The organism is Streptomyces sp. NPDC007088 (assembly GCF_042869355.1).
Lineage (GTDB): Bacteria > Actinomycetota > Actinomycetes > Streptomycetales > Streptomycetaceae > Streptomyces.
This window is the reverse complement of the sequence record NZ_JBIAFO010000016.1, coordinates 98,630-114,703: the sequence shown is the minus strand read 5'-3', so window position 1 is coordinate 114,703 and position 16,074 is coordinate 98,630. Positions and strand designations below refer to the sequence as shown.

13 protein-coding genes and 2 tRNA genes are annotated in these 16,074 nt (G+C 71.4%); 5 read left to right on the top strand and 10 right to left on the bottom strand.

What is annotated here, in order from left to right:
- Window positions 1-481: 481 nt before the first annotated feature.
- Both ACFYMP_RS23860 and ACFYMP_RS23855 read left to right on the top strand, forming a co-directional pair.
- Window positions 482-1,237 (top strand): dienelactone hydrolase family protein, encoded by a 756-nt coding sequence (locus ACFYMP_RS23860; protein WP_388861204.1) that lies wholly within the window; start codon window positions 482-484, stop codon window positions 1,235-1,237.
- Between the two features lie 14 nt (window positions 1,238-1,251).
- A complete protein-coding gene (locus ACFYMP_RS23855; RefSeq protein ID WP_388861202.1) occupies window positions 1,252-1,539 on the top strand; it encodes a DUF6295 family protein in 288 nt (95 codons plus the stop codon).
- A gap of 91 nt (window positions 1,540-1,630) precedes the next feature.
- On the opposite strand, the gene ACFYMP_RS23850 is transcribed toward ACFYMP_RS23855, so the two are convergent.
- A tRNA-Ala gene (locus ACFYMP_RS23850) sits at window positions 1,631-1,703 on the bottom strand.
- A gap of 187 nt (window positions 1,704-1,890) precedes the next feature.
- Between ACFYMP_RS23850 and ACFYMP_RS23845 the strand changes: the two genes are divergently transcribed.
- On the top strand, window positions 1,891-2,442 hold the full coding sequence (locus tag ACFYMP_RS23845) for a helix-turn-helix domain-containing protein (protein WP_388861199.1): 552 nt from the start codon (window positions 1,891-1,893) through the stop codon (window positions 2,440-2,442).
- Window positions 2,443-2,545: 103 nt separating this feature from the next.
- Complete coding sequence (locus tag ACFYMP_RS23840) at window positions 2,546-3,946, top strand: serine/threonine-protein kinase (RefSeq protein WP_388861197.1); 1,401 nt, start codon at window positions 2,546-2,548, stop codon at window positions 3,944-3,946.
- A gap of 54 nt (window positions 3,947-4,000) precedes the next feature.
- Here the strand turns inward: ACFYMP_RS23840 and ACFYMP_RS23835 are convergent, their stop codons facing one another.
- Together ACFYMP_RS23835 and ACFYMP_RS23830 are read right to left on the bottom strand one after the other, a co-directional pair.
- Window positions 4,001-5,410: a hypothetical protein gene (locus ACFYMP_RS23835; RefSeq protein WP_388861193.1), complete on the bottom strand. Its 1,410-nt coding sequence runs from the start codon at window positions 5,408-5,410 to the stop codon at window positions 4,001-4,003.
- 180 nt (window positions 5,411-5,590) lie between these two features.
- Window positions 5,591-5,719 (bottom strand): DLW-39 family protein, encoded by a 129-nt coding sequence (locus ACFYMP_RS23830; protein WP_003999697.1) that lies wholly within the window; start codon window positions 5,717-5,719, stop codon window positions 5,591-5,593.
- A 352-nt stretch (window positions 5,720-6,071) separates the two neighbouring features.
- On the opposite strand from ACFYMP_RS23830, the gene ACFYMP_RS23825 reads away from it, so the two are divergent.
- Window positions 6,072-6,785: a DUF6344 domain-containing protein gene (locus ACFYMP_RS23825; RefSeq protein WP_388861190.1), complete on the top strand. Its 714-nt coding sequence runs from the start codon at window positions 6,072-6,074 to the stop codon at window positions 6,783-6,785.
- A 279-nt stretch (window positions 6,786-7,064) separates the two neighbouring features.
- Here the strand turns inward: ACFYMP_RS23825 and ACFYMP_RS23820 are convergent.
- The 7 genes from ACFYMP_RS23820 to gnd form a co-directional block, all read right to left on the bottom strand.
- Window positions 7,065-7,138 (bottom strand) — tRNA-Ile (locus ACFYMP_RS23820).
- Between the two features lie 151 nt (window positions 7,139-7,289).
- On the bottom strand, window positions 7,290-8,018 hold the full coding sequence (locus ACFYMP_RS23815; protein WP_388861187.1) for a DUF3566 domain-containing protein: 729 nt from the start codon (window positions 8,016-8,018) through the stop codon (window positions 7,290-7,292).
- Between the two features lie 19 nt (window positions 8,019-8,037).
- Window positions 8,038-10,662, bottom strand: coding sequence for a DNA gyrase subunit A (gyrA, locus tag ACFYMP_RS23810; RefSeq protein ID WP_388861184.1), 2,625 nt, complete (start codon window positions 10,660-10,662; stop codon window positions 8,038-8,040).
- Window positions 10,663-10,741: 79 nt separating this feature from the next.
- On the bottom strand, window positions 10,742-12,964 hold the full coding sequence (gene gyrB / locus ACFYMP_RS23805; protein ID WP_388861181.1) for a DNA topoisomerase (ATP-hydrolyzing) subunit B: 2,223 nt from the start codon (window positions 12,962-12,964) through the stop codon (window positions 10,742-10,744).
- Window positions 12,965-13,284: 320 nt separating this feature from the next.
- A complete protein-coding gene (locus ACFYMP_RS23800) occupies window positions 13,285-13,854 on the bottom strand; it encodes a DUF721 domain-containing protein (RefSeq protein ID WP_388861178.1) in 570 nt (189 codons plus the stop codon).
- Window positions 13,851-15,014 (bottom strand): DNA replication/repair protein RecF, encoded by a 1,164-nt coding sequence (gene recF, locus ACFYMP_RS23795; RefSeq protein ID WP_388861175.1) that lies wholly within the window; start codon window positions 15,012-15,014, stop codon window positions 13,851-13,853. The genes ACFYMP_RS23800 and recF overlap by 4 nt, the downstream gene beginning before the upstream one ends.
- Before the next feature lie 136 nt (window positions 15,015-15,150).
- On the bottom strand, window positions 15,151-16,032 hold the full coding sequence (gene gnd, locus ACFYMP_RS23790; protein ID WP_388861172.1) for a phosphogluconate dehydrogenase (NAD(+)-dependent, decarboxylating): 882 nt from the start codon (window positions 16,030-16,032) through the stop codon (window positions 15,151-15,153).
- Window positions 16,033-16,074: the final 42 nt, after the last annotated feature.

Sequence of the window (16,074 nt, the reverse complement as noted above, 5' to 3'; positions counted from 1 at the left end):
CGGGGTTGGGGGGGGGGGGGGGCCCCCCCGCGGGCGGGGGGCGCGGGGGGCCCCGCCCCCCCCCCCCCGGGGGGGGGGGGGCCCCCCCCCCCCGCCCCCCCCCCCCCCACCGGCGTGTCACGACACGAGCCGTCGAACGACCGGCACGCGGCCCGGTGCGCAGACCGGCGCACGTACCGACGTTTCACGTGAAACATCTTCCAGGCGGGACTGCGGGACGACAGGACTGGGGGAGGGGGACTGGGGGACTGGGGGACTGCGGGACGACGGAACTGCGGGACCGCGAGTCGAGCGGGGCAACGGCCCATCACCCCGCCCGACTCGTTGCCACCTACACGAGCCCCCTGAGCCGTGCCGGACACGCGACCTCCTAGGCTCGGCCGTACCGACCCCATCGATCACGGAACCATTTCGATCACCGCGGGGCGAGCCGGACCCGGTCGCCGCTTCCGGCCAGGCGCCCGCGGAGAGGACGCGCATCATGCCGACGTACGACGCCCTGCTGGCGGAGACCGTCACGCTCACCGGCCACGGAGGCGATCTGATCGAGGGCTACTCCGCCCGCCCCCTCGACATCGCTCCGCGTGGCGGCGTGGTCGTCATCCACCACATGCCGGGATACGACAAGGAGACCAAGGAGATCACCCGGCGCTTCGCCACCGAGGGCTTCAACGCGGTCTGCCCGAACCTGTACTCCCGCGAGGCCCCGGGGGCCGACCCCGACGACGCGGCGGCCGCCGCCCGCGCCAACGGCGGAGTCCCCGACGAACGACTGCTCGGCGACGTGTCCGGGGCGGCCGCCTACCTGCGCGGGCTGACCAACTCCAACTCCAGGATCGGCACGATCGGCTACTGCTCCGGCGGGCGCCAGTCCTTCCTCGCCGCCTGCGAGCTCGACCTCCAGGCCGCGGTCGACTGCTACGGCGCCTTCGTGACCGGCACCCCGCCCGAGGGTTTCCCGCTCCAGGTCGAGCCGATCGGCCACCTCACCGAGAACCTGCGCTGCCCGCTGCTCGGCCTGTTCGGCGCCGAGGACCAGTACCCCTCTCCCGAGGCCGTCGCCGAACTGGAAGCACTGCTCAAACAGCACGACAAGCCCCACGAGCTGCACAGCTACGAGGACGCGGGCCACGCCTTCTTCGCCGTGAACCGCCCCTCGTACCGCCCGCAGGCCGCCGTGGACGGCTGGTCGAAGGTCCTCCGCTTCTTCGGCGAGCACCTGAACGCAGACGTCTGACCAAGGAGTCCACCATGTGCACATACCTCACGGAGAAGATCGGGATCGAGGGCAGCGGCAAGGGCACCGGCGGCTACTTCCCGCTGACCCACGCGATGGTCTACGTCGACCACCCGCAGCACGCCCCCTTCGAGCACACCGTGAACATCGACTTCCTCAATCCCGCGGAGGGCCCTTCCGCCCGCATCCCGGTCGAGCTGACGGAAGAGGCGGCCCGCGCCCTCATCACGGCTCTGCAGACCGCCATCGACACAGCACCCCCCGGCCTCGCCTCCGCGCACCACCGCGCCACGACCGCCTGACGGCTGAGCGCCCGTCACCCCGGCACCGAGCGTGGGCACCACAGAGGGGCCCCGACCTGCGGTTCGCAGGTCGGGGCCCCTCTGTGGAACGTGGAGCCTAGGGGAGTCGAACCCCTGACATCTGCCATGCAAAGACAGCGCTCTACCAACTGAGCTAAGGCCCCGGAAGGATGCTCCCGGCCGCGCGAGCGCGGTTCGGGTGCCTGGGACAGAGTACCGGTTCACCCCGGGGGTTCGGCAAAAGGAATGGGGGTCCCGGCGCGCGAGCCCGCTCCGTAGGATGCGCTACGGGGTTCGCCGGAGCGAACCGCGCTCGTGGGGACGTGTGGGGAAGCTAAGGGGAGACGCGCCATGGACGCAGCACAGCAGGAGGCGACGGCGAGAGCCAGGGAACTCCAGCGCAACTGGTACGGGGAGCCCCTGGGGGCGCTCTTCCGGCGCCTGATCGACGATCTCGGGCTCAACCAGGCCCGCCTCGCCGGAGTTCTCGGCCTGTCCGCGCCCATGCTGTCCCAGCTCATGAGCGGGCAGCGCGCCAAGATCGGCAATCCGGCGGTCGTCCAGCGGGTGCAGCTCCTCCAGGACCTGTCCGGGCAGGTCGCCGACGGCAGCGTCAGCGCCGCGGAGGCGACCGCGCGCATGGACGAGATCAAGAAGTCGCAGGGCGGCTCCGTGCTGTCGGCCTCCGGCCACTCCGTGGGAACGACGTCCGGGGCGCCCACCGTGCGGCGCGTCGTACGGGAGATCCAGTCCCTGCTGCGTTCGGTCGCCGCGGCGGGCGACATCATCGACGCCGCCGCGACCCTCGCTCCCGACCACCCCGAACTGGCGGAGTTCCTCCGGGTCTACGGCGCCGGCCGCACCGCCGACGCCGTCGCGCACTACGAGGCACACCAGAACTGAGCCAGCCCACCCACGACCGCGGCGGGGCCCCGCCTCACCGGCAGTACGTCGCCGGGCCCGCGCCCCGGTCGTCCATCGCCGCACGGGGGAGCCGAGCACGACCATGGGTGAGATGTTCGCCGGCCGGTACGAACTGGCAGATCCGATCGGGCGCGGCGGGGTGGGCTCCGTCTGGCGCGCCTGGGACCACCGCCGGCGCCGCTACGTCGCCGCGAAGGTCCTGCGGCAGAGCGATGCCCACGCCCTGCTCCGCTTCGTCAGGGAACAGGCCCTGCGCTTCGACCACCCGCACGTCCTGGCCCCCGAGAGCTGGGCGGCCGACGACGATCAGGTGCTGTTCACGATGGGCCTGGTCAGGGGTGGTTCCCTCGCCCACCTCGTCGGGGACTACGGGCCGCTGCCACCGCAGTTCGTGTGCGTCCTGCTCGACCAGCTGCTCTCCGGTCTCGCCTCGGTGCACGCGGAAGGCGTCGTGCACCGCGACATCAAGCCCGCCAACCTCCTGCTGGAGGCGACCGGAACCGGCAGGCCGCACCTGCGGGTGGCCGACTTCGGCATCGCTCTGCACAAGGGCGAGGCACGCCTGACCGGCACCGACTTCGTCGTCGGGACCCCGGGCTGGTTCGCCCCCGAGCAGATGCTCGGCGCGGAACCCGACTTCCCCGCCGACCTCTACGCCGTCGGCCTCGTCGCCCTCTACCTGCTGAGCGGCTCCCGGCCCGACGTACAGGGACTCGTCGAACGCTTCACGCGGTACGGCACCCCCAGGGCCCCTCAGGACGTGCCCGCACCCCTGTGGGAGGTGCTCGGCCCGCTCCTCCAGCCCGATCCGCAGGCCCGGTTCCGTACGGCCACGGGGGCCCGCAAAGCCCTCGCCACGGCAGCCGCCCTGTTACCCGAACCGGGGCCCGACGACGAGCTGATCGAGGTCTTCGACCAACTCGGCCCGCTCCCGCCCGGCTTCGGCCCCGAGGGACCGCTGCACAAACCGTCCGCCCACTCGGGTCCCGTCCAGCGGCAGGCCCCCACCGTCCCCCCAACGCCCGCCCCGGCCCCGCACGCGGCCACCGGACCCTCCACGCCCCTCGCCACCGGCCCCTCCGCACCCGCCGGCTTCGGCCCCGCGCCCGCCGCCCGGCCCCCCGTGCCGCCCCCGCCGACAAGCCCGCCGCACCCCCATCCGCCTCTCCACGGGACCCCGTTCGCACTGGCACCGGCACCAGCACCGGCACCCGCCCCCGCACCCGCACCCGCACCGTCCCCAGCTCCAGCCCCGGCGGACCGGACCACGAGCGACGCCCCGCGTCCGCCCTCGGTCCCCACGCGGCCGTACACCGTCCAAGGCGGTCCGCAGCACCCAGTACCGCCGCCGCTGCCCTCCGCCCCCACGCACCGGCGTGCACGCCGCCCCGGCCCGCCGGCCGGACTCGCGATCCCGGTGCTCCTGCTCGCCCTCGTGTGCTTCGCGACGGGTGTCTGGGCGCTCACGCAGGGCGGCACCTGAGCCCGGGGAGGGCACGCGGGGTGGCGGGCGGGCGCCTCCGCGTCCTCCGTCCGTTCAGAAACCGGGCGGCGCGCCCCCGGCACGCCCCCGGCCGTCCGCGCGACGCCGGGCGAGCAGGGTCCACCCGGCCATCCACAGCACCAGGGCGGTCCCCGCCCCGAAGCCGCCGACGGCGAGCAGGCGCCACGTCGTCCTTCCGGCGGACCCCGTCCCCTCCGGCCCGGCGGACGCCCGGTCCCCGTGCCCGGCCCGGAAGACCCCCGGGTCACCGGCGTACACGGGCGGACGCGCGGACCCGCCCCGGTCCCGGACCGCGATCCGCAGCGTCACCCCGAGCGGCCCGTCCCCGAAGGCACCGGCGAGTTCCGGACTGAGGGAGACCGCCACGTAGTAGGTACCGGGGAAGCGCAGGGCGTTCTGCCCCCGGCGGGCCACGAAGCGGTTCTCGTACGCGACCGGGGCCCCCGGGTCCAGTTCGGCGCTCACCGGCCGGCCCGTGTACGTCACCCCGTCGGAGACGATCTGCGTCCGGGCGGGATTGCTCAGCGACACGGTCAGCGCCGAACTGACGAACGGCCGCCCCGTACCGCTCGCGACCGCGCTCCCCAGCTCGGCGGCCACCGACATCTGCTCGCCCCAGTCCAGCGGCAGCCGGTAGAACCGTGTCGTCCCCGGCCGCAGCGTGTCCCGCCACACCCCTTCGCCCACCTCGCCCTGCGTGCCGCTCATGGCGAACCCGGTCCCGCCCGCGCGCCGCACCGGGGTGCCGCCGGGCGGCGAAAGCGAGACGGAGGGCCGCGGCGCGGGGGTGCCGCTCGCGGGAGGCTCGCGCAGCGGCGGCTCCGTGAAGGCCCTCAGGTCCAGGTCCCAGCGCCCGGCCCCGGGGTTCCGTCCGCCACGCCGCTCGACGACGAGGTAGTAGGTGCCGGCCTCCTGGCAGCGCACCGAGCCGGCCCGCACGCCGCGTTCCACGGAGACGCCGAGCGGTCTCGGGTACGCGGCGGCCCCCAGCGCGGCGTCCGCCGTGTCGCAACGGTTGCCCGCGCGGTCCTGCAGGGTAAGCCGCACCCCGTCCGCGTACTCCACCGGGGAACCGGCGGGCGGTATCGCCACCGCCGAGACGTACGTGTTCTCGCGCGCCGTCAGCTCCAGGCGGTAGTAGAGCCTCCCGTCCGCGAGGCGCACGCCGCTGCGGTACGGCGTCCCGTCCGCCCTCAGCTCCGGGGCCACGGTGCTGCTGCCGCTCCCCTCCACCGGCCGCGTACCGGGAGCGAAGCCGTAGGAGCCGGAAGCGGAGGCGGCACGTGCGGACGGGGAGGCGGCAAGTGCGGTGCTCCGCAACCCCGCGGACACCCCGTCAGCCCACGGGCGCGTGGGCTCCGTCGCGGCCCTTCCGTCCAGGGCAGCCACGAGCAGCAGCGCCGCGCTCAGCGCCGCCGAGACCCCAGCCGAACCGCCGCGCATGAATGACCGCCCCCGCCCCCGGCCCGCCCCGCACCGGCCCGGCCGGACCGGTACCCGATCCATCCTGCCCCTCGCGCACCACCCTTGTCCCGGGGACCGAGGAAACGGGCGGCCGCCCCGCACAGCACTGGGCCCCGGCCGCTTGAAGCGGCCGGGGCCCAGTGCGAAGAGAGTGGATACTCACGAACCCGTGGGCACGGAGTCGGTCGCCTCCGTCCACAGATCCTGCTCGGCGCGATCCGCCTGGATCTGGCGGTACACGAGGAGCCCGCCGATGGCGGCCAGTGCGACCAGGAGAAGCTTCTTCACCGCGCGACCTCGTCCTTCTTTGACGTAAGGGGACCTCTGCGGCCCGACTATACACACCGGCTCATATCACTCGGCGACCCGTTCCGGCTCCCAACTCGGGCCCCCGGAAACGGTGTCCGGCGCCCCGCTCACCGGCCTCTCGCGGCCCGCCCCCACCGCCTCGCCGGGCTCCACGCCGTGCACTCCGAGGGCCGCCGAGCGGTGTGATTTTCCTCGCGCCGCACCCGACTCGTCCGTACGGGTGGTGTTCATCGGAAGATCTACGCGCCGCGGGCGTCGGTCCGGGACTCTCCCCCAACGATCCACATCATGAGGAAGTACGCAAATCGACCAAGCTGAAAGTGAGGACACCGTGGCTTCCCAGACCTTCACCACGCTGTGGAAGGCGCTCGTCGGCGCCTTCCTCGCGCTGCTCGCGGCGCTCGGCTTCGCCACCCCGGCCGCCACCGCCGCCGCCCCCGTCTCCCCCGCCCCCGGCAGCCCGCAGAGCGGCGACTGCGAGCGCGCCACCGCGCAGCCCCAGCCCGTTCCGCACCGCCTCGTGGCGCCGGTCCGGGCCAAGGAACAGTCACTGCCGCCGACCATGAAACAGCGGATCAGGGCGGAGCAGCACGGCTCCTCGCCCTCGTGCCGCCAACTGGCCGCGCCCACGGGCCTCGCACCGCTCGACCCCGGGCCGGCTGAACCGGCTCAGCTCACGAAGGTCCCCCTCCAGAGCGCCGCGCGGACCGAACTCCCGGCGGCGACACCGGCCGGAGGCGCAGACACCACCCGTTCGCAGGCCCCGCGTCACCCGGGCAGCACGCGCGAGATCCCCGCCACCCCCGCGCTCCCCGCACAGACCGGCACCGACACGCCGGCCCCGGCCCCCCAGGGCGTCCCCGGCCCCGCGGGCCCCTCCGAGGACGCCGTCCTGCCGCGGCGCGAGGAAACCGCCCCGACCGCCGCCACCGCGCTCGCCGGCGCCGGCATCCCCGCCGCCCGTGGACACCACGAGCGCGCTGAGGCGCCGCACGCCCCGGCCGGACACCACGACACCGCGCGGTACGCCACCGCGGCACCGTGAGCGGCCCCGCAGGCGCTCCACACCGCCGTACGCCCTCGTACACCGCGTACGACGCGCCGGAGCGGCACCGGGACACCACGGACCGCTCGGGACACGCCCCCTCGGCACCACACGCACCACACGCACCACCGGGCATCACCGTCGTGCCGGTCGCCTGAGAACCGCGCCGGCACCAGCACAACGGACGACCACAACGACAGCGAAGCCGGCACAGCCCCACCCGCGGTCGAGCCCACACGAAGAAACCCCCCACCGTTACCGGCAGGGGGTCCAACGAAGTGGGGCTAACAGGACTTGAACCTGTGGCCTCTTCCTTATCAGGGAAGCGCTCTAACCGTCTGAGCTATAGCCCCGCGCGCTCGCGCGCTGACCTCTGAAGATTAGCGCACGACCGGGCCAGTCCCAAAATCGATACCCGGGCCGTCCGGCCGAGGCCCCCGACCGCACCGCCGCACCCACGGCAGGCAGGTCGAAGGCCCCGAGACAGGACAGGGAACCGGAGCCCTACTCGTCCTCCGCGAGCGTCAGCTCGACACCACCGACGAAACCGGCGGAGAGGTTGTAGATGAACGCGCCGAGGGTCGCCAGCGCCGTCATGAGGACGACGTCGATAACGGCGATGATCGACGTGAACATCAGCACCCGCGGCAGCGACAGGAACGTCTCCAGGTCGAAGCCGCTTCCGTCCCCGGAACCGGTCGCCTCGGAAATGGTCCCGCCGACCGTGGAGAAGACCCCCATGGCGTCCATGACCATCCACAGCACGGCCGCCGCGATGATCGTGCAGACGCCCAGGGCGATGGAGAGAAGAAAGCTGACTTTCATGACCGACCACGGGTCGGACTTGGCCACCCGCAGCCGTGCCTTGCGCGTACGCGGCACCGTACGGGCCCCCGTACGCGCCCTGCGCACCGCCCCCGGCTGCTGCCCGCCCGTCGTCGGAGCGGAGTACGCCTGAGGCGGCTGATAGGGCTGAGCACCGCCGCTCGTCTGCGTCGAGTGCCGCCCCGGCTGGGCGTGCTGCCCGCCCTGCGTGTGCTGCCCCTCGCCCGGCACGGTCGGCGCCGCGTAGGGCTCAGGCCCGCCGTACTGCTGCGCCTGCGGGCCTCGGGTGTCCGTCACAGTTCCCCCCTGGGAGTCTCGCGCTCGGTGTTGTCCCTGCGCTCCGGTAGCGGGGCCACGGACGCCGTCCGCCGCGTTTCCACTGGCTCCTGCGCCCGTGGCTCCACTCACGTTGACTCACTCCTCGCGCTTACTCGGCCGAGGACTCCATGCCCTCCGCCGTACCGTCGACCGTGTCCGCCTCGGCTTCCGGGTCGACGTCTCCGTCGACCTCTTCGGCCTCGCGTCCGGCCTCGGCGTTCCGCGCGATGCCCACGACGGCATCGCGCTTGCCCAGGTTGATCAGTTGGACGCCCATGGTGTCACGGCCCGTCTCCCTGACCTCGTTGACTCGCGTACGAATCACACCGCCCCCGAGCGTGATGGCGAGGATCTCATCCGTCTCCTCGACCACCAGCGCACCGACGAGCGAACCCCGGTCCTCGACGATCTTTGCAGCCTTGATGCCCAGTCCGCCACGCCCCTGGACGCGGTATTCGTCGACGGGGGTGCGCTTCGCGTACCCGCCGTCGGTTGCGGTGAAGACGAAAGTACCGGGCCGCACGACATTCATCGAGAGCAGTTCGTCTCCCTCACGGAAACTCATGCCCTTGACACCCGAAGTGGCCCGGCCCATGGGCCGCAGGGTCTCGTCCGTCGCGGTGAACCTGATCGACTGGGCCTTGCGGCTGATCAGCAGCAGATCGTCGTCGGAGGAGACCGGCTCGGCGCCGATCAGCTCGTCGTCCTCCCCGTTCGCCGTCTCCCGCAGGTTGATCGCGATGACACCGCCGGAGCGGGGCGAGTCGTAGTCCTTGAGCGCGGTCTTCTTGACCAGCCCCGCCTTGGTGGCGAGCACCAGATACGGGACGGCCTCGTAGTCGCGGATCGCGAGAATCCGCGCGATGGACTCGTCCGGCTGGAAGGCCAGCAGGTTCGCGACGTGCTGGCCCCGCGCGTCCCGGCCGGCGTCCGGCAGCTCGTAGGCCTTGGCGCGGTAGACGCGGCCCTTGTTGGTGAAGAACAGCAGCCAGTGGTGGGTGGTCGTCACGAAGAAGTGGTCGACGATGTCGTCCTCCCGCAGCTTCGTGCCCCGCACCCCCTTGCCGCCGCGCTTCTGCGACCGGTAGTCGTCGGTCTTGGTGCGCTTCACGTAGCCGCTGCGGCTGATCGTGACGACGATGTCCTCCTCGGCGATCAGGTCCTCCATGGACATGTCGCCGTCGAAGGGAACGAGCTGGGAACGCCGGTCGTCGCCGTACTTGTCGACGATCGCGGCGAGTTCCTCGCTGACGATCTGCCGCTGCCGCTCGGGCGAGGCGAGGATCGCGTTGTACTCGTCGATCTTGCGCTGGAGTTCGTCGTGCTCCTGGACGATCTTCTGCCGCTCCAGGGCGGCGAGGCGCCGCAGCTGCATCTCCAGGATCGCGTTGGCCTGGATCTCGTCGATCTGGAGCAGGTCCATCAGGCCACCGCGGGCGACCTCGACGGTGTCGCTGCGCCGGATCAGCGCGATGACGTCGTCGATGGCGTCGAGGGCCTTGAGCAGACCGCGCAGGATGTGGGCGCGCTCCTCGGCCTTGCGCAGCCGGAACTTGGTGCGCCGGACGATGACCTCGATCTGGTGCGTCACCCAGTGCCGGATGAAGGCGTCCAGCGACAGGGTGCGCGGCACGCCGTCGACCAGGGCCAGCATGTTGGCGCTGAAGTTCGTCTGCAGATCGGTGTGCTTGAACAGGTTGTTCAGTACGACCTTGGCGACCGCGTCGCGCTTGAGGACGACGACGAGGCGCTGTCCGGTGCGCGAGGAGGACTCGTCGCGGACGTCGGCGATACCGCCGATCTTCCCGTCCTTGACCAGATCCGCGATCTTCTGCGCCAGGTTGTCGGGGTTGACCTGATACGGCAGCTCGGTGACGACGAGGCACTGCCGGTTCTGGATCTCCTCGACCTCGACGACCGAGCGCATCGTGATGGAGCCGCGACCGGTGCGGTACGCCTCCTCGATGCCCTTGCGGCCGACCACGAGGGCGCCGGTCGGGAAGTCCGGGCCCTTGATCCGCTCGATCAGCGCGTCGAGCAGTTCCTCGGTGGACGCCTCGTAGTTCTCCAGGTACCACTGGGCGCCCGCCGCGACCTCGCGCAGGTTGTGCGGCGGGATGTTGGTCGCCATACCGACCGCGATCCCGGCGGAGCCGTTGATCAGCAGGTTCGGGAAGCGGGCCGGCAGGACGTCCGGCTCCTGGGAGCGGCCGTCGTAGTTGTCCGAGAAGTCGACGGTCTCCTCGTCGATGTCCCGCACCATCTCCATGGAGAGAGGGGCCATCTTGCACTCGGTGTACCGCATGGCGGCGGCCGGGTCGTTGCCCGGGGAACCGAAGTTGCCGTTGGAGTCGACCAGCGGCATCCGCATCGACCAAGTCTGCGCGAGGCGGACCAGGGCGTCGTAGATCGAGGAGTCGCCGTGCGGGTGGTAGTTACCCATGACGTCACCGACGACGCGGGCGCACTTGTAGAAGCCCTTCTCGGGCCGGTAGCCGCCGTCGTACATCGCGTAGAGCACGCGGCGGTGCACGGGCTTGAGCCCGTCCCGTACGTCGGGCAGCGCACGCGAGACGATGACCGACATCGCGTAGTCGAGGTAGGAGCGCTGCATCTCCGTTTCGAGCCCGACGGGCTCGACACGCATCGCGAGTCCGGAGGCGCTCAGCGCCAGACCGGGGTTCACGGGCCCGGTGGGTTCCTCGCCGGGGGTGGGGGTGTTCTCGTCGGCCATGTGCCGTTCTGGTCCTTTCGGCCTGCTCGAATCCTTGGCGTACGACTCAGCGGTCGCGGCAGATCACGCGGCTGCCGCCTCAGATGTCGAGGAAGCGGACGTCCTTGGCGTTGCGCTGGATGAACTGCCTGCGGGCCTCGACGTCCTCGCCCATGAGCACGGAGAAGAGGTCGTCGGCCTGGGCGGCGTCGTCCAGGGTGACCTGGCCGAGAACCCGGTGCTCCTGGTCCATCGTCGTGATGCGCAGCTCCTCGGCGTTCATCTCGCCGAGCCCCTTGAAGCGCTGGACGGAGTCCTCACGGATGCGCTTGCCCTGTTCACGGCCGAGCGCGATGAGAGCGTCCCGCTCGCGGTCGGAGTAGGCGTACTGGAAGTCGTCCCTGGTCCACTTGATCTTGTACAGCGGGGGCCGGGAGAGGAAGACGTGACCGGCCTCGACCAGCGGGCGCATGAAGCGGAAGAGGAAGGTCAGCAGCAGCGTGTTGATGTGCTGCCCGTCGACGTCGGCGTCCGCCATCAGGATGATCTTGTGGTACCGCAGCTTCTCGATGTCGAAGTCCTCGTGGACCCCGGTGCCGAAGGCCGAGATGAGCGCCTGGATCTCCTGGTTGTGCAGGATCTTGTCGATCCGCGCCTTCTCGACGTTCAGGATCTTGCCGCGGATCGGCAGGATGGCCTGGTACATCGGGTCGCGGCCGGACTTCGCGGAGCCACCGGCGGAGTCACCCTCGACGATGAAGATCTCGCACTTGGTCGGGTCGTTGGACTGGCAGTCGCTGAGCTTGCCGGGCAGCGAGGCCGTCTCCAGCAGGCCCTTGCGGCGGGTCAGGTCACGCGCCTTGCGCGCGGCCACGCGCGCGGTGGCGGCCGCGATGCCCTTGCGGATGATGTCGGCCGCCTCGTTCGGGTTGCGGTCGAACCAGTCCGCGAGGCGCTCGTAGACGACCTTCTGCACGAAGGTCTTCGCCTCGGTGTTGCCGAGCTTGGTCTTCGTCTGCCCCTCGAACTGCGGTTCGCCGAGCTTGACCGAGATGATCGCGGTCAGGCCCTCGCGGATGTCGTCACCGGTGAGGTTGTCGTCCTTCTCGCGCAGCAGCTTGCGATCCCGGGCGTACTTGTTGACCAGGGTGGTCAGCGCTCCGCGGAAGCCCTCCTCGTGCGTACCGCCCTCATGCGTGTGGATGGTGTTGGCGAAGGAGTAGACCCCCTCGCTGTAGCCCGAGTTCCACTGCATGGCGACCTCGACGGACAGGAGGCGCTCCTTGTCCTCCGCCTCGACGTCGATCACCGAGGGGTGGATGACCTCGCCCTTGCGGGAGTTGAGGTACTTCACGAAGTCGACGATGCCGCCCTCGTAGTGGTACGTGACCGTGCGCGCCTCCGGCGCCTCCTCGGCCGACTCCGCGACATCCGCGCTGTCCGCGCCCGCGGTGGCCTTCGCCGACTCCCGCTCGTCGGTCAGCTTGATGGTGAGGCCCTTGTTGAGGAAGGCCATCTCCTGGAAGCGGCGGGCGAGCGTCTCGAAGGAGTACACGGTGGTCTCGAAGACGTCCCCGTCGGCCCAGAAGGTCACGGAGGTGCCGGTGTCCTTCGTGGGCTCCTCCTGCTTCAGGGGAGCGACCGGGACACCGAGCCGGTACTGCTGGGTCCAGCGGTAGCCGTCCGTCTTGATCTCGACTTCGACGCGCTTCGACAGGGCGTTGACGACGGAGACACCCACCCCGTGCAGACCACCGGAGACGGCATAGCCGCCACCACCGAACTTGCCGCCCGCGTGCAGGACGGTCAGCACGACCTCCACGGCCGGCTTCCCCTCCGAGGGCACGATGCCGACCGGAATACCCCGGCCGTTGTCCACGACACGGACCCCGCCGTCGGCCAGGATCGTCACGTCGATGGTGTCGGCGTGCCCGGCGAGAGCCTCGTCGACCGAGTTGTCGACGACCTCCTGCACCAAGTGGTGCAGACCGCGCTCACCGGTCGAGCCGATGTACATGCCGGGGCGCTTGCGGACCGCGTCCAGGCCCTCCAGCACGGTGATCGCGCTTGCGTCGTACGAGCGCTCCGCGTCGGCCAATGTTTCACGTGAAACAACGGCCGGATCGACTACGGCCTCCTCGGCCCCTGCCGCCGATGTTTCACGTGAAACATCGGTCGGCTGCTGCGCCGCGGTGGCCGCGGACTCCACGCCGGGGCTTTCGGCGGCAGCGCTGTTCTCGCCGGTCCCCTCCGCGGGGGTCGACAGATTGTTCTCGTTGGGGTTGCCGGAATCGGCCACGAAGCGCCCTTTCTGGCACAGCACAGACCTGGACCCGGGGGCGGGCGCGGCTGCGTCGTTCTTGTCGGCGTTAGTCGGCGGTGCAAGGGGTCACCGAGCGTCGATCGCCCGTCACTCAGCAACCTCCCGCCATAACGGCGGGATTACTCGCCAGTCTACCGGTAGCGGCGACAGTGATGGGGGTTTGCGGGTAGCTGAGTACGCATGTGCCGCCCTGAACCCTCCTCTTCCGACTCCCCATATGGGAGCCAGGGCTCCAGGCGGCTCACAGTGGCACTCAGCGCTTCGAAGCGGCTTCGGGGTGTCAATCCCGCGTGCGCGCCTTCGTCCGCCGCCCGGACGACTCAGCCGTAGGTGTCCCCGGGGCCCCTGCTGCCGGGAGCGCGCAGGGGTCCGTAGCGGTGTGCCGGAGCGCCGGGACCCTGCACTTTGAGGAGTCGGACGCTGTCGCGGCCGAGGTCCTTGTTCAGGCGCGCGACCAGCTGCGGAGCCAGCAGGCGCAGCTGCGTGGCCCAGGCCGTCGAGTCGCAGGTGACGCTCAGGACCCGTTCGTCCTCGTCGTACCGCTGCGGTACGCAGTGCCGGGCGAGGTCCTCACCGACGATCTCGGGCCAGCGGCCCATGACGCCGCCGACAGCCGCGGGGGCCTCCCAGCCGCGTTCGGTGATGAGCCGGTTGATGGCGGCGCCCAGCGGCAGCGGATCGCGTCCCTCACCCCGTCGGCCGGAGCGCTGGCCACGCCGGGCGGGCTTGTACTGCTGGGCGGTGGCGCCCCGGGCGCGCGCCTGTTCCTTGGCGGCCCGCAGGGCGACCCGGGCGAGATCCACCCCCGAGGGCTCCTTGGCCGGCGGCCGCGCCTGGGGGCCCGGGTCGGCCCCCTTCGCGGGGGAGGGAAGCTCCTGGTCCTCGCTCATACGCGCTCCACCGTCCCCCCGGACACCGCGTAGCGGGCGCCCCTGAGCAGCTCGGGCACGTCCTCCTCGACGGCGGCCGTCACGAGGACCTGTTCCCCGGGGGCGACGTGTTCGGCGAGGCGCTCCCTGCGGCGCCCGTCCAGCTCGGCGAAGACGTCGTCCAGCACGAGGATCGGCTCCCCGGCCCGTCGGCCGTCCGGCGCGGGGGCCTCCTCGGCACCCCAGGGTTCGGCTCGCAGCAGGTCGTAGGAGGCCAGGCGCAGGGCCAGCGCGTACGACCAGGACTCCCCGTGGCTCGCGTAGCCCTTGGCGGGCAACTCGCCGAGTCTCAGGACGAGGTCGTCGCGGTGCGGGCCCACCAGGGTCACTCCGCGCTCGATCTCCTGCTTCCGGACCTCCGCGAGGGCCTCCAGCAGCTGCCCGTACAGGTCCTCGCGGCTGTGCGCCGCCCCCGGCGCCGATGCCTTGTACTCCAGCAGGACCGGGCCACCCCCGGGGGCGAGCTGCTCGTACGCCTTGTCCGCGAGGGGCTGGAGGGTGGCGATCAGATCCAGCCGGTGCGCGAGGAGTTCGGCCCCTGCCCGCGCGAGGTGCTGATCCCAGATGTCCAGGGTCGACAGGTCCAGGGTCCGCCCGCCGTGCCGCCGGGCGAGGGCGGCGGACTTGAGGAGGGTGTTGCGCTGTTTGAGGACCCGCTCGTAGTCGGAGCGCACCCCGGCCATCCTCGGATGCCGGGCCGTGAGCAGCTCGTCGAGGAAGCGCCGACGCTCGCCGGGGTCGCCCTTCACCAGGGCCAGATCCTCCGGGGCGAACAGCACCGTGCGCACAATGCCCAGCACGTCACGCGGCCTGACCTGGGAGGACCTGTTGATCCGGGCACGGTTCGAGCGACCGGGGTTGATTTCGAGCTCGATGAGCTGCGAGCGCTCGCCCTGGCTGACGGCGGCGCGGACGAAGGCCCGCTCGGCTCCGCTGCGCACCAGCGGTGCGTCGGCGGCGACCCGGTGGCTGCCGAGCGTCGCGAGGTAGCCGACGGCCTCGACCAGATTCGTCTTGCCCTGGCCGTTGGGCCCCACGAACGCGGTGACGCCCGGTTCGAGAGCGACCTCGGCTCGGGCGTAGGAGCGGAAATCAGCCAACGACAGATGCGTGACGTGCATGGGGACAGCAAGCCTCCCTCGGCTGCGGTCGCGCGAGCCGCCGGCCCCGTCACCTCACGGACCCCGGTGCGCGGGTGGCGCGTGGACACGTCGCGGGGCGAGCGGCCGCAGCCCCTCGCCCCGCGACGCCGCGTGCTTACTTCGTGTTCTTCTCGACCGCGTGGCCGCCGAACTGGTTGCGCAGCGCGGCGATCATCTTCATCTGCGGGGAGTCGTCCTGCCGGGAGGAGAACCGCGCGAACAGCGAGGCGGTGATCGCGGGCAGCGGCACCGCGTTGTCCAGGGCCGCCTCGATGGTCCAGCGGCCCTCGCCGGAGTCGGCCGCGTAGCCGCGCAGCTGCTTCAGGTGCTCGTCCTCGTCCAGCGCGTTGACCGCGAGGTCGAGCAGCCAGGAACGGATGACGGTGCCCTCCTGCCAGGAGCGGAACACCTCGCGGACGTCGGTCACCGAGTCGGCGGCCTCCAGCAGCTCCCAGCCCTCGGCGTAGGCCTGCATCATGGCGTACTCGATGCCGTTGTGGACCATCTTCGCGAAGTGGCCGGCGCCGACCTTGCCCGCGTGGACGGAACCGAAGTCGCCCTCGGGCTTGAGCGCGTCGAAGACCGGCTGGACCTTGGCGACGTTCTCCTCGGTACCGCCGTACATCAGCGCGTAGCCGTTCTCCAGGCCCCAGACCCCGCCGGAGACCCCGCAGTCCACGAAGCCGATGTCCTTGATGCCCAGCTCGACGGCGTGCTTCTCGTCGTCGGTCCACCGGGAGTTGCCGCCGTCGACCACGACGTCGCCCGGCGACAGCAGGACGGACAGCTCGTCGATGGTGGACTGGGTCGCGGCGCCCGCCGGGACCATGACCCAGATGACACGCGGGCCCTTGAGCTTGCCGACAAGCTCTTCCAGGCTGTGGACGTCGGCGACGTCCGGGTTGCGGTCGTAGCCGATGACGGTGTGGCCTGCGCGGCGGATGCGCTCGCGCATGTTGCCGCCCATCTTGCCGAGGCCGACGAGACCGAGCTCCATCACTGTTCCTTAAGTTGCGACTGGCGTTCGTACCGGTGTCCG